Genomic DNA, 13,190 nt, shown 5'->3' with positions numbered 1-13,190 from the left:
CTGCCCGAAAGCGAGATGAACCAGCTGTGAGCACGGAAACCGTCCAGGAAGACGCCCACAGGCCACCGGACGGGGGGAAGGCCTCGACCGCCCAGGACGCGGGAGACGCCGGATACAGCAAGGGCCTCAAGGGCCGGCACATCAACATGATCGCGATCGGCGGGGCGATCGGCACCGGCCTGTTCCTGGGCGCCGGCGGCCGGCTCGCCTCCGCCGGACCCGCGCTCGCCGTCGCGTACGCGGTCTGCGGCCTGTTCGCGTTCTTCGTCGTACGGGCCCTGGGCGAACTGGTGCTGCACCGCCCGTCCTCGGGCTCCTTCGTCTCGTACGCGCGGGAGTTCCTGGGGGAGAAGGGCGCCTACGTCGCGGGCTGGATGTACGTCGTCAACTGGTCCACGACCGGTATCGCCGACATCACCGCGATCGCCCTCTACACCCACTACTGGAGTCTGTTCACCGCCATACCCCAGTGGGCCATGGCGCTGATCGCGCTCGCGGTGGTGCTGGCCATCAACCTCATCTCGGTGAAGATCTTCGGCGAGATGGAGTTCTGGTTCGCGATCATCAAGGTCGCGGCCCTGGTCGTCTTCATGTTCATCGGGATCTTCCTGCTGACCACCCAGCACCCGGTGGGCGGCGAGACGCCCGGCCTGAACCTGATCACCGACCACGGCGGCTTCTTCCCGAGCGGCCTGCTGCCCGTGGTGGTCGTGCTCCAGGGCGTGGTCTTTGCCTACTCCGCCGTCGAACTGGTCGGCGTCACCGCGGGCGAGACCAGCGAGCCGGAGAAGGTCGTGCCCAAGGCCGTGAACTCGATCATGTGGCGGGTCGGTGTCTTCTACGTCGGCTCGGTCATCCTGCTCGCGCTGCTGCTGCCGTGGAACAAGTACACCGGCTCCGAGAGCCCCTTCGTGACCGTGCTGTCCAACGTGGGCGTACCGGCCGCGGGCGACGTGATGAACCTCGTGGTGCTCACCGCCGCGATGTCCAGTCTGAACTCCGGCCTGTACTCGACCGGCCGCATCCTGCGCTCGATGTCGATGGCGGGCTCGGCGCCGAAGTTCGCCGCCCTGATGAACCGCAACCAGGTGCCGTACGGCGGCATCATGCTCACCTCGGCGGTGTGCGTGCTGGGCGTCGGCCTCAACTACCTGGTGCCGGGCAAGGCGTTCGAGATCGTGCTGAACATCGCGGCGCTGGGCATCATCAGCACCTGGTGCACGATCATGCTCTGTCACATGGTCTTCGTCCGGCGCTCCCGCGCGGGCCTGGTCGACCGCCCCCGCTTCCAGCTGCCGGGCACGCCCGTCACCGACATCGTGACCATCGTCTTCCTGCTGGGCGTCGTCGTCCTGATGGCCTTCGACAGCGAGGGCGTGGGACAGCAGACCGTGATGCTGGTGCCGGTCATCGGCGCCGCGCTGTTCGGCGGCTGGTTCGCGGTCCGCGGCCGGGTGAGCCGGATCGCGGCCGAACGCGAGGCGGCGGCCGGCCGGGCGACGCTCGACAAGGGGTGACCGCGAGGCCGTAGGACACGGTGAAGGGCGGACGCGCGCAAGCCGTGCGACCGCCCTTCGCCGTGTCGACGATTCAGCCGCCTGTCCCTCTCACCGCTTCCGCGGCCTTGTCGAGTTCGGCCCGCGCGCTGCGGTCGGCCGCCCGCCGGATGACCGTCGTCAGCACCGTGACCACACAGGTCAGGGCGACCGAGACCACCGTGGTCCACATGGCGGCACGCGCGTACCCGGCGGCGGTCGGCGCGCTGCCGGCCACGGCGAAGAAGGCCGCGCCGATGACCGCGACACCGGCGGCCCCGCCGAACTGCTGGGCGGTGGTGAGCACCCCGGCGCCGATCCCGGCCCGCTGCGCGGGCACCCGCACCAGCGAGGCGCCGATCAGCTGCGGGAAGGTGAGCCCGTTGCCCACCCCGGCCACCGCCATTGTGACCACGACCCACGGCAGCGCCCCGCGGTCCGGCAGGAAGTGGAGCACGAGGGTGAGCGCCGTCAGACCGGCCACCGTGACGACGCTGCCCAGTTGCAGTATGCGCAGGCCGAAGCGCTGCACCAGCGGGCGGCTGAGCAGCGAGCTGGCCGCGAAGCAGACGCCGGTCGGCGCGAAGGCCAGCCCGGCCCCGAAGGGACCCAGTCCGAAACCGCCCTGGAGCAGCAGCGTCAGGGTGAACATCACGCTCGCCCAGTACGCCATGAAGGCCGCCCCCGTCACCACCCCGGCGAGGTAGGACCCCTCACGGAACAGTGTGAGGTCCAGGACGGGCGCACCGCCCCGGGCGGCCAGGGACCGCTGCCAGAACACCGTGGCCGCGCCCACCGGCAGGGAGGCCGCCAGACAGAGCCAGGTCCAGACCGGCCAGCCGGCGGTCCGGCCCATGGCGAGCGGTACGAGCACCAGGCCCAGCGTCAGCGCCACGCCGCCCGCGCCGGCCAGGTCCAGCCGGGCCCGGCGCCCGGAGCGCACCGAGGGCAGGAACCGCAGGGCCAGCAGGGCCGCGACCACGCCGATCGGCACATTGATCAGGAACAGCACCCGCCAGCCGAGTCCGAGGATGTCGGCGTCCAGCATCAGGCCGCCGAGCACCTGCCCGGCGACCGAGGCCGTGCCTCCGGCGACGCCGTACCAGGCCATCGCCCGGCCTCGGGCGTGCACCGGGAAGGTGGCGGTGATCGTGGCGAGGACCTGCGGCACCATCACGGCCCCGGCGAAGCCCTGGAGAAGGCGGGCGCCGACCAGTTGGGCCGGGTTCACCGCGATGCCGCAGAGCAGGGAGGTGACGGCGAAGGCGATCAGCCCGACGATGAATGTACGCCGGTGCCCGAAGAGGTCACCGAGCCGGCCGCCGGTGATCATGCCGCTGGCGTACGCGAAGGCGTAGCCGCCGACGATCAGTTCGAGGGCGGCGGGCCCGGCGTGCAGGTCCTTCTCGAACGAGGGGGCGGCGACGTTGACGACGAAGAAGTCGAACTGTGCCATGAACCACGCGGACAGCAGGACGGCGAGCAGCGGTCCCGGACGCGGGGCGGCGGCGGTTGTGGGGGAGGGCCGCGCGGAAGTGGCCCGTGGATCGGCTGATAACTCGGTCACGACAGCATCCTGGACTCTCGGTGTCCAGGAAAGCAAGTGGCGCCAAGGTTCTTTGCCCCTTACATAAGGTCCGCTTGCGCGAGGTCCGTTCGTACGAAGTCGGCACGCCGCCCCGCCATGAAGGACCGCCCCGCCCGGAGTCCTGGCCTACCTCGAACGCTGACCGGCCACCACGGGGTAGTGGTCCGAGAGGTTCGTGTACGTGTAGTCCTTGCCCCAGCTCGACACCGTCCAGGGGGCGGACCGCTCCGCGACGACCTCGTTGGACCAGCCGGCGGGCCGGGCGTGGCCGCGGCGGTGCAGGACGTGGTCCAGGTCCTCGCGCGGGTCGTCCGGGTAACGGTAGGCCGCGACGGAGTTCTCCCGGGTGTCGAAGGAGTACGGGTGTCCGGTGCGCGCGTCGGCCGCCACGAGTCCGGCGTCGGTGAGGAGGGAGGCGAATTCGGGGCCGCGGGTGTCCACGTTCAAGTCCCCGGCGACCATGACCTGTTCGTCCGCCGGAATGTCCTTCGCGTTCAGGAAGGCGTCGATCTCCTTGAACTGTTTCGCACGGACCGCTGCGGCTTCACCTGCCTTGCACCCCGGGTCGGTCGACTGGGCATGCGTGCCGACCACGTGCACCGTGGTGCCGCGGACATTCAGCGCGGCATAGGCGAAGCCTTTGTTGGACCAGTGGTCGGCACCGCAGGCGTCCTTGAACACGTACTGTTCCTTGCGGAGCACCGGCCATTTGCTCAGCACGGTGACCCCGCCGTCCTCGGGAGTGGCCGCGGAATAGGAGCCGCCCGTGGCGTCCCAGCCGCTCTTTCCGCGGCCGACCACCGGCGTCTGGTACGGATACCGCGCCGCGGCGGCCGCTTTGAGCGCGTCGGACGCCTCGTTGTCGAATGCTTCCTGGAGTACGACGACGTCCTGGCCCTGGAAGAAGCCCGCCGCGGGAATGGCCTTGGCCCGGAGCTGCTGACCCCAGTTCGGATACAGGTTCCGGCTCATGAGAAAGACGTTGTACGAGAGCACGTTCACCGCGGGCACAGCGGCGGGCGCCGGAGCGGCCGACGCCGCGGGCGCCGTGGTGAGCAGCGCCGACGCGGCCAGGACGGCGGCGGTCAGCGACGCGCCGGTCACGGCTGCGGAGGAGCGGCGGGGGCTGCGGTGCGGCATGAGATCTCCCGGTCGGGTGGGGTGGGGCAGGAGCCGCCGCACAGTCGAACCCGGCACGATTGCTTTCGCGTGGCCGCCGCGTGATACCTGGATGCACACGCCGTGACACGTGAGGCGCGGGGCGACCGCCGGTTCAAAGCGCCACCGGCATGAGTCTCGGACGCTTTTCGCCGGTCCGTTCCGGCCGTCCGAGCCGTGTGGAAGCCACCGGTCAGCCGGTTGGTTCCACACGGCACGGGAGAACACGGGCCGAAAGAAGCCGCCGTACGACAGCTGGTACCGACGGGGGCATGGACAGCGCTCCGTGACGGCCGTAAGCAGGAAAGCGGCCGGCCGAACCAAGGGAGCTGCCGCGCCCGTCGCGGCAGGGAAAGGGGGCCGCCATGGCGGTCGACATCTCCCCCGAGAGCCGCTACTACTTGATCATCAATGATGGCAGCGGCCGGGGAATCAGCCGGGAACCCTACATGAACTGGGACTACTGCTTGCTGGCGAACGATTACGGCAACAAGGGTTACCCGGTGGTCTTCCACACCAAGGGCTCGGGTTTCAGCATCGAGATGACGTCGAGCAACTGGGGTGGATACCGCTATCTGCAAGCCGTCACGACCGGCGTGAAGCTGGTCCAGGAAGGCGACGCGCACGTCTGGGAGCCGGAATCCCGTGAGAAGGGAGCCGTGTTCAAGACCTCCGGTGCTTACATGGTGTACGGCTCGGAGACCGGCAAGTCGTGGATCGCGGTCGCCGCCAGTATTCTCCCCAACCTGGGCAGGGATTTCGCCTTCTGGAAGCTGGAGAAGGCGTGACCGTCACATACGGAAGGAGGGGTCCGGCGCAGCCGCACCGGACCCCTCCTCATGTCACCGCCCTCTGGGTCAGTGACCGTGGCCGTGGCCGTGGTCGTGCACGGTGTTCGTGGCCTGGATCGACTTCCAGGACTTCGGCTGCGCCGGTGCCTTGGCCGGGGCGGCCGACCGGGCGCCGAACGCCTTCTTCGCCGCCGGGGCCGCGGGCTTGGACGGCTGGAAGAGCCAGGTGTCGAACAGCTCGGCGAGCGGCTTGCCGGTCTTGCGCTCGGCGTACGTCACGAAGTCCTGCACCGAGGCGTTGCCGTACTTCTTGTCGGTGGGCCAGGACTTCAGGAGCCCGAAGAACGCCCGGTCGCCGACCTCGTTGCGCAGGGCCTGCAAGGTGAGCGCGCCCCGGTCGTACACGGCGCCGTGGAACTGGTTGTCCGGGCCCGGGTCGCCCGGCTTGACCTTCCAGAACGGGTCGTCGGCCGGGTGCTGGGCGTACACGTAGTCGGCCAGCTCCTGACCGGTGCCCTCACCCTCCTTCTCCGACCACAGCCACTGGCTGTAGCGGGCGAAGCCCTCGTTGACCCAGATGTCCTTCCAGTCCTTGACCGAGACGCTGTCGCCGTACCACTGGTGCGCGATCTCGTGCACCACCACGGAGACGTTGGCTCCGTTGGCGAACGCCTCCTTGCCGTAGAACGGGCGGGTCTGCGTCTCCAGCGCGTACCCGGCCTTGACGTTCGGGACGTAACCGCCGACGGAGTTGAACGGGTACGGGCCGAAGACTGACTCCAGCCACTCCGTGACCTCGGTGGTGCGCTCGATGCTCGCGCGCGCCGAGCCCTCGTAGGAACCGAGGTCCTTGCTCACGGCGTTGATCACCGGCAGACCGCTGGCCGTGGTGTCCTTGGTGACGTCGAACTTGCCGACCGCCAGCGTGGTCAGGTACGGCGCCTGCGGCTTGTCCGAGCGCCAGTTGTAGCGCGTCCAGCCGAGCTTGGAGGTCTGCGACAGCAGGACGCCGTTGCTGAGCGCCTGGTTGCCGTCCGGCACCGAGACCGAGATGTCGTACGTCGCCTTGTCGGTCGGGTGGTCGTTGCTCGGGAACCACCACACGGCGGAGTCCGGCTCCTGCGCGATCACCCCGCCGTCCGGCGTGCGGTGCCAGGCGGAGTAGCCGTCGATCTTCAGCTCGGACGGCTTGCCCGCGTAGCGCACGACGACGCTGATGTCCTTGCCCTTGGGCAGCGGCGTGGCCGGCGTGATCTCCAGCTCGTGCTTGCCGGAGGTGGCGAAGGACGCCTTCTTGCCGTTGACGCGTATCTCGCTGACCTTCAGGCCGAAGTCGAGGTTGAAGCGGTTCAGGTCCTGGGTGGTCTTGGCGAGCAGCGTCGCCGTGCCCTCCAGCAGGTCCGTCTTCGGCTGGTACTTCAGCCGCAGGTCGTAGTGGGAGACGTCGTACCCGCCGTTGCCGCTCTCGGGGTAGTAGGAGTCGCCCGCGCCCGGAGCGCCGGGTGCGTAACTGGCCGCGGAAGCCGGGATCGCCAGCAGCAGGCTGAGGGCGGCCGCACCCGGAACGATGAGTCTGTGACGCACAAAATCCTCCAGCTTGTCAGGGGAGGTGGGCCTGGTGGGCCCAACAGATCCTCAGATGTTCCGACCTTATGTACCTGGCGCCCGCCCGTCATGTCCATGGCTGCATCTGACACATGACCGACATCAGGACGTCACAGGTCGCTCCTGCTCACCGTGCGGCACGCCACCCCGCGGACACCGCTCCGTTCCCGTCCGCCACCCCGCGCACTCTTACGCACAGGAGTTCCCCCGCGCTACCGTCCGCCCGTGACCCCTAGCGCGCGGTTCCCCCGCATCCCCTGGAAAGCGCTCGTGGCGGCGGTGGCCGTCGCCCTGTTGACCACGCTCACCGGACCGGCGTCCGCCGCCCAGGCATCCTCCGGTGGGTCCAGACCCGTGTACTCCTACGACCGCGCGATACGCGAATCGGTCTGGGTGGACACGAGAATCGACGGCGACTCGGACGGACGCACCGACCGGGTCGCCGTGGACATCGTGCGGCCGCGCGAACCCGCGCAGCAGGGCCGACGGGTACCCGTGATCATGGATGCCAGTCCCTACTACTCCTGCTGCGGCCGCGGAAACGAGAGTCAGAAGAAGACCTACGACAGCGCCGGACGGCCCGTGCAGTTCCCGCTGTTCTACGACAACTACTTCGTGCCGCGCGGCTATGCGGCGGTCCTGGTCGACCTGGCGGGCACCAACCGCTCGGACGGCTGCGTGGACGTCGGCGGACGCTCCGACATCCAGTCCGCGCGCGCCGTCGTCGACTGGCTCAACGGCCGGGGACGTGCCTACGACTCCCGTACCGGCGGCAAACGCGTCTCCGCCGGCTGGTCGAACGGCAACACCGGCATGATCGGCAAGAGCTGGGACGGCACCATCGCCAACGGCGTCGCCGCCACCGGCGTCGAGGGTCTGAAGACCATCGTGCCCATCGCCGCCATCTCCTCCTGGTACGACTACTACTTCGCCAAGGGCGCCCCCCTGTACGGCTCCGGCCCGGACCGGCTGGCCGACTACGTCAACAGCCCCGAAGCGCGCCTGCGCTGCGACGCCGTACAGAAGAAACTCGCCGAGGGCGCCCCGCGCACCGGCGACTGGACCCGGCTGTGGACCGAACGCGACTACGTCAAGGACGCGGAGAACGTCACCGCCAGCGTCTTCGCCGTCCACGGGATGCAGGACCTCAACGTCCGCACCAAGCACTTCGGCCAGTGGTGGGACGCGCTCGCCGACAACGGCGTCGAGCGCAAGGTCTGGCTCTCCCAGACCGGCCACGTCGACCCGTTCGACTTCCGCCGGTCCGCCTGGGTGCCCACCCTGCACCGCTGGTTCGACCACTACCTGATGGGCTACGACAACGGCATCGACGACGAGCCGATGGCCGACATCGAACGCGCCCCCGACCGGTGGACCACCGACCGCGTCTGGCCCGCCGCCGGCACCTCGGCCACCACCGTACGGCCGCGCAACGGCAGCGCCCCGGGCGTCGGCGAACTCGGCACCCGGCGCGCGCCGCACGGCGCCACCGAGACCTTCACCGACGACCCGCGCCTGAACGAGGAGGACTGGTCCGCGCAGATCGACACCTCCACCCCCGCCAAGGCCGGATTCACCACCAAGCCCCTCGCCAAGCCGCTGCGCCTGTCCGGCTCCGGCAAGGTGACCGTCACCGCCACCCCCAGCACCACCACCGCCCACCTCTCCGCCGTCCTGGTGGACCTCGGACCCGACACCATCCGCAACTACGGCGCGGCGGGCGAGGGCATCACCACCCTCGCCGACCGCACCTGCTGGGGCGCGAGCACCACCGGTGACAGTGCCTGCTTCAAGGAGACGAAGGCCGACACGGTGAACGTCGGCCACACCGTCTTCAGCCGCGGCTGGGCCGACCTGGGCAACTGGGCCGACCCGGGCAAGGGCCGCCCGCTGACGCCCGGCAAGCCTTACACGATCACCCTCGACCTGGCCGCGAGCGACCATGTCGTCCCCGCCGGGCACCGGCTCGCCCTGGTCATCGCCGGGACGGACGCCGGCCTGATCGACCCGCCGTCCACCACCCCGCGCCTGACCCTCGACCTCGCCCGCACCGCCGCCCGCCTGCCCGTCGTCGGCGGCGGCAAGGCGCTGGCCGCGGCCACGGCGGGGACCGGCGCGGCGCGGGTCGCACCGGCGCCGACGACCGGCGTGGAGCCCTCCGTTCCGAGCCGCATACCGCAAGCGCGCTGACACGACTGCGGGGCCGGGCCGTCATGGTCCGGCCCCTTCGTCTCCGTACGTGTGCGTCCGTACCCGGCAGTACCCCTCCACCGTTCGCCCCACCGTCCGACACCGGAGGCACCCTCTCGTGACACCCATCTCCCGCGGCCTCGCCTTCGGGGCGCTGGCCGCCGCGCTCACCGCGACCCTGCTGGCCGCACCGCCCGCCGGGGCGTCCGGTCCGGACCTGCCCCGCACCGGCTTCGAGACCAGCGAGGGCGCCCGCTGGACCACCCAGCCGGAGGAGCAGGACTTCCTGGCCGCCGTGGACCGGGCGAGCGACCGCGTCCGTACGGACCGGATCGGCACCACCGCACAGGGCCGCCCGCTCCAGCTCGTACGCATCGGCGCACCGGCCCCGAAGAGCGCGGCCGACGTGCGACGCGGCAACGCGGTGCTGCTGATCTGCTCGCAGCACGGCGACGAGCCGTCCGGGCGCGAGGCGTGCCTGTCCACCGTCCGCGACCTCGCCTTCGCCGGGGACCGGGCCACCCGGCGCCTCCTGGAACGGACGAGCGTGCTGGTCGTGCCGACCGCCAACCCGGACGGCCGGGCCGCCGACACCCGCGGCAACTCCGACGGTGTGGACATCAACCGCGACCACCTCGCCCTGAAGACGGCCGAGGCGCGGGCGCTGGCCGCCGTGCAGCGCGATCACCGCCCGGACATCGTCTACGACCTGCACGAATACGGGCCCACCGTGCCCTACTACATGAAGGACCTGCTCTCCCTGTGGCCCCGCAACCTCAACACCGCCCGCGCGGTGCACCGGGAGTCCACCGTCCTGTCCGAGAAGTACGTACGCCCCGAAGCCGCCGGCGCCGGTTTCAGCACCGGCGTCTACGGCATCTGGACCGACCCGGAGACCGGCGACCCGGTCAAGCAGGTGGCCGGTGACGGCCAGGAGCGCATCCTGCGCAACACCGCCGGGGTGAAGAACTCCGTCGGGCTGCTCGTGGAGACCCGGGTCGACGCGCTGACCGACGCGGAGAAGGCCGACCCGGCGCTGAACAACCGCCGCCGGGTCGCCTCCCAAAGCGCCGCGCTCGACGGGCTGTTCGATTCTATCGGTGAGCGTCGGAGCCGGATCGAGTCCGCCACGGCCCGCGCCCGGCTGGCCGGTTACGCCGACCGGGGGCCCGTCTACCTCGGCGGCGCGGACAACGAACCGCCCGCCGCCGGGAAGATCCTGGGCGACCCGCCGTGCGCGTACCGCCTCGACGCCCGGCAGTACGACCGGTTCAAGGACGAACTCGCCCTGCACGGCGTGTGGTCGTACCGGAACGGCACGGGCGGCGCCGTGGTCCCGCTGCGCCAGCCGCTGCGCGCCCTCGTTCCGCTGCTGCTGGACGGCCGGGCCGATCATCACCTTACGGCCGCGACTCCGCTCAAGGGCTGCTGAACGGGTTCCACCGTGTGGTAGGGGGTAACGGGTAGGAAAAAACTGGCCAATTGAAAGGTCGACACGTGTCGGAATCAGACCAGGACACGGGCGGCGGGGGAGGTGCGACGGTGGAGGCGGAACTCCCCGGCGCACCGCACCGCACCGGCCCTCCGCAGACCGACCGCGTGGTCTTCGGTGTCACGGCGCTGCTCACCCTCGCCTTCATCGTCTGGGGCGCCACCTCCACCGAGTCGCTCAAGAGTGCCTCGTCGACGATGCTGGACTGGGTCATCGAGAACGGCGGCTGGGCCTTCGTGCTCTCCGCCTCCGGTTTCGTGATCTTCGCCATCTGGCTCGCCGTGAGCAAGTACGGCCGGATCACGCTGGGGAAGGAGGGGGAGGAGCCGGAGTTCCGTACGGTGTCCTGGGTCGCGATGATGTTCAGCGCGGGCATGGGCATCGGCCTGATGTTCTACGGCGTCAGCGAGCCGCTGGGACACTTCGCGACCCCGCCCCCGGGCACCGACCCCAAGGACGCCGCGCAGGCCATGGACACCGCGCTGGCCACCACCCTGTTCCACTGGACCCTGCACCCGTGGGCGATCTACGCCGTCGTGGGGCTGGCCATCGCGTACAGCTGCTTCCGGCGGGGGAGAAGGCAGACCATAAGCGCGGTGTTCACCCCGTTGATCGGCAAGCGCCGGGCCAACGGCTGGGGCGGACAGGTCATCGACATCCTCGCCATCTTCGCCACCCTCTTCGGCTCCGCCGCGTCCCTGGGGCTCGGCGCGCTGCAGATCGGCAGCGGCATCAAGGTGCTCGGCTGGATGGACAAGGTCAGCACCACCCTGCTCGTCGCCGTCATCGCCGTGCTGACCGTCGCCTTCATCCTGTCGGCGGTCTCCGGCATCGCCCGGGGCGTCCAGATGCTGTCCAACATCAACATGGTGCTGGCGCTGATCCTCGCCGTCTTCGTCTTCGTCGTCGGGCCGACCATCCTCATCCTGAACATGCTGCCGACCTCCATCGGCACCTTCATCGGCGAACTGCCGCAGCTCGCCGGACGTACGGAGGCCAGCAGCGGGGACAAGGTCGGCGACTGGCTGCGCGGCTGGACGGTCTTCTACTGGGCGTGGTGGATCTCCTGGACGCCGTTCGTGGGCATGTTCATCGCCCGGATCAGCCGCGGGCGCACGATCCGGCAGTTCATCGGCGGGGTGATCCTCGTACCGAGCGTGGTGAGCCTGCTGTGGTTCGCGGTGTTCGGCAGCTCGGCGATGCACCTCCAGGACGGGAAGCGGCTCTCCGGTGAGACCACCCCCGAGGGACAGCTCTTCGACGTGCTGCACCAGTACCCGGCGGCCACCCTCACCAGCATCCTGGTCATGATCCTCGTCGGCATCTTCTTCGTCTCCGGCGCGGACGCCGCGTCCATCGTGATGGGCACCCTTTCCCAGAAGGGCTCCTTCGAACCGACCCGGCTCGTGGTGGTCTTCTGGGGCGTGGTCACCGGCGCGGTCGCCGCGATCATGCTGCTGATCGGCGGTGGTTCGGGCGACGCGCTCACCGGGCTGCAGAACCTGACGATCCTCGTCGCGGTGCCCTTCACCCTGGTGATGATCGCGATGTGCTGGGCGCTGATGAAGGACCTGCGCCACGACCCGCTGATCGTCCGCGGGCAGAAGGGCGAGGAAGTCGTCGAACTGGCCGTCATCGCGGGCCACGAGCGCTACGACGGCGACTTCGAGATCCGCATCGGGCCGGGCAACGGCAGCGGTGGCGACGCCGCGCCGCCCGGAACGGCCTCCGCGGCGGTCCCGGCCTCCGAGGAGGGCAAGCCGTAGCACCGGTCGTGCGCGAGTGAGCACAGGAGTGGGCACGGGAGTGCGCACGGGTACGGGGGAGGGCCGGCGGGAGACCGGCCCTCCCCTCACACCGTCCCGCCGCCCGCCAGCCGCACCACTTCCTCCGCGCACCCCCACGCCACCGTCACACCCGCCCCGCCGTGCCCGTAGTTGTGCACGCACAGCGCGCCGCCCGGCAGCCGCTCCGCCTCCAGCCGTACGGCGGTACGCCCCGGACGCAGGCCGACCCGGTGCGCCAGGACACGGGCGTGCGCCAGCTTCGGGTGGACGCGCGCGCAGCGCTCCACGATCGCGCGGGCGGTCGCCGGGTCCGGCTCCCGCGACCAGGCGCCCTCGCGCGCCGTGCCGCCGAGGACCACCCCGTACGGCTGCGGCAGGATGTACGTGGTGCTCTCGGCGTGCGCGTCGGCCGATCCGAACCACTCCTCGACGCCCGGGTTCTCCACGATCACCAGCTGCCCCTGCACGGGCTGCACCGCCACGTCCGGTACCAGCTCGCGGGCGCCCAGCCCGGAGCAGTTGACGACCGTGCCGGCCTCCCGCCCCGCCTCCGCGAGCGAGGTGAAGGGCCGCCGCTGCACCGTGCCGCCCGCCTGCGCCAACCGCTGTTCCAGGTACCGCAGATGGGACGGCATGTCCACCAGCGGCGTGGCCGCGCGCCAGCCCGCGCCCCAGCCCGGCGGCAGTTCGTCCGGCGTGGCCCGCCGCAGCCCCGGCACCGCCGCGTGCCAGCCGTCCGGCTCCGCGTCCCCGGCGTCGGCCATCGTGCCGGTCACCAGCCGGACGCCGGTCTCCGCCGGGCGCGCCGCCAGCTCGGTGAGCCGGTGGAAGGAGTGCAGCGACCAGGCCACCGCCCGCTCCTCGGGCCGTACCCGGTAGGGCCAGCACAGGCCGCCCGCGACCGCGGAGGTGGTGTCCGGGGCCGGGTCACGGCTGACGACCCGCACCGCGCGCCCGCGCTCCGCCAGCCTGACGGCGGCCGTCAGGCCGATCACCCCGCCGCCGATCACGATCACATCGCTCGTCGTCATGCCTGGACGCTAT

The 13,190-nt window shown here is 70.6% G+C and carries 9 protein-coding genes; 5 read left to right on the top strand and 4 right to left on the bottom strand.

What is annotated here, in order from left to right; translation table 11 throughout:
• Positions 1-26 precede the first annotated feature (26 nt).
• Complete coding sequence (locus tag JXZ78_RS24380) at positions 27-1,517, top strand: amino acid permease (RefSeq protein ID WP_030024029.1); 1,491 nt, start codon at positions 27-29, stop codon at positions 1,515-1,517.
• Positions 1,518-1,590: 73 nt separating this feature from the next.
• Here the strand turns inward: JXZ78_RS24380 and JXZ78_RS24375 are convergent, their stop codons facing one another.
• Both JXZ78_RS24375 and sph read right to left on the bottom strand, forming a co-directional pair.
• Complete coding sequence (locus JXZ78_RS24375) at positions 1,591-3,102, bottom strand: MFS transporter (protein WP_238783342.1); 1,512 nt, start codon at positions 3,100-3,102, stop codon at positions 1,591-1,593.
• A 147-nt stretch (positions 3,103-3,249) separates the two neighbouring features.
• Positions 3,250-4,263, bottom strand: a complete 1,014-nt coding sequence (sph, locus tag JXZ78_RS24370) for a sphingomyelin phosphodiesterase (protein ID WP_030024031.1) — start codon at positions 4,261-4,263, stop codon at positions 3,250-3,252.
• 383 nt (positions 4,264-4,646) lie between these two features.
• Here sph and JXZ78_RS24365 point away from each other — a divergent pair, with 383 nt between their 5' ends.
• Entirely contained in the window at positions 4,647-5,069 is a 423-nt protein-coding gene (locus tag JXZ78_RS24365) for a hypothetical protein (RefSeq protein WP_030024032.1), read from the top strand.
• A gap of 69 nt (positions 5,070-5,138) precedes the next feature.
• On the opposite strand, the gene JXZ78_RS24360 is transcribed toward JXZ78_RS24365, so the two are convergent.
• Positions 5,139-6,656: a M1 family metallopeptidase gene (locus JXZ78_RS24360; RefSeq protein ID WP_030024033.1), complete on the bottom strand. Its 1,518-nt coding sequence runs from the start codon at positions 6,654-6,656 to the stop codon at positions 5,139-5,141.
• A gap of 246 nt (positions 6,657-6,902) precedes the next feature.
• Here JXZ78_RS24360 and JXZ78_RS24355 point away from each other — a divergent pair, with 246 nt between their 5' ends.
• The 3 genes from JXZ78_RS24355 to JXZ78_RS24345 all read left to right on the top strand — a co-directional run bounded on the left by JXZ78_RS24355 (position 6,903) and on the right by JXZ78_RS24345 (position 12,125).
• A complete protein-coding gene (locus JXZ78_RS24355; protein WP_078624618.1) occupies positions 6,903-8,867 on the top strand; it encodes a Xaa-Pro dipeptidyl-peptidase in 1,965 nt (654 codons plus the stop codon).
• A 118-nt stretch (positions 8,868-8,985) separates the two neighbouring features.
• Entirely contained in the window at positions 8,986-10,299 is a 1,314-nt protein-coding gene (locus JXZ78_RS24350) for a M14 family metallopeptidase (RefSeq protein ID WP_030024036.1), read from the top strand.
• Between the two features lie 110 nt (positions 10,300-10,409).
• Entirely contained in the window at positions 10,410-12,125 is a 1,716-nt protein-coding gene (locus JXZ78_RS24345) for a BCCT family transporter (RefSeq protein ID WP_238783347.1), read from the top strand.
• An 86-nt stretch (positions 12,126-12,211) separates the two neighbouring features.
• On the opposite strand, the gene JXZ78_RS24340 is transcribed toward JXZ78_RS24345, so the two are convergent.
• Entirely contained in the window at positions 12,212-13,177 is a 966-nt protein-coding gene (locus JXZ78_RS24340) for an FAD-dependent oxidoreductase (protein ID WP_030024040.1), read from the bottom strand.
• Positions 13,178-13,190 lie beyond the last annotated feature (13 nt).

The sequence above is a fragment of the Streptomyces monomycini genome (genome assembly GCF_022271435.1).
Lineage (GTDB): Bacteria > Actinomycetota > Actinomycetes > Streptomycetales > Streptomycetaceae > Streptomyces > Streptomyces monomycini.
The sequence above is the reverse complement of the archived record's forward strand: the minus strand, read 5'-3'. Positions and strand labels throughout refer to the sequence as shown.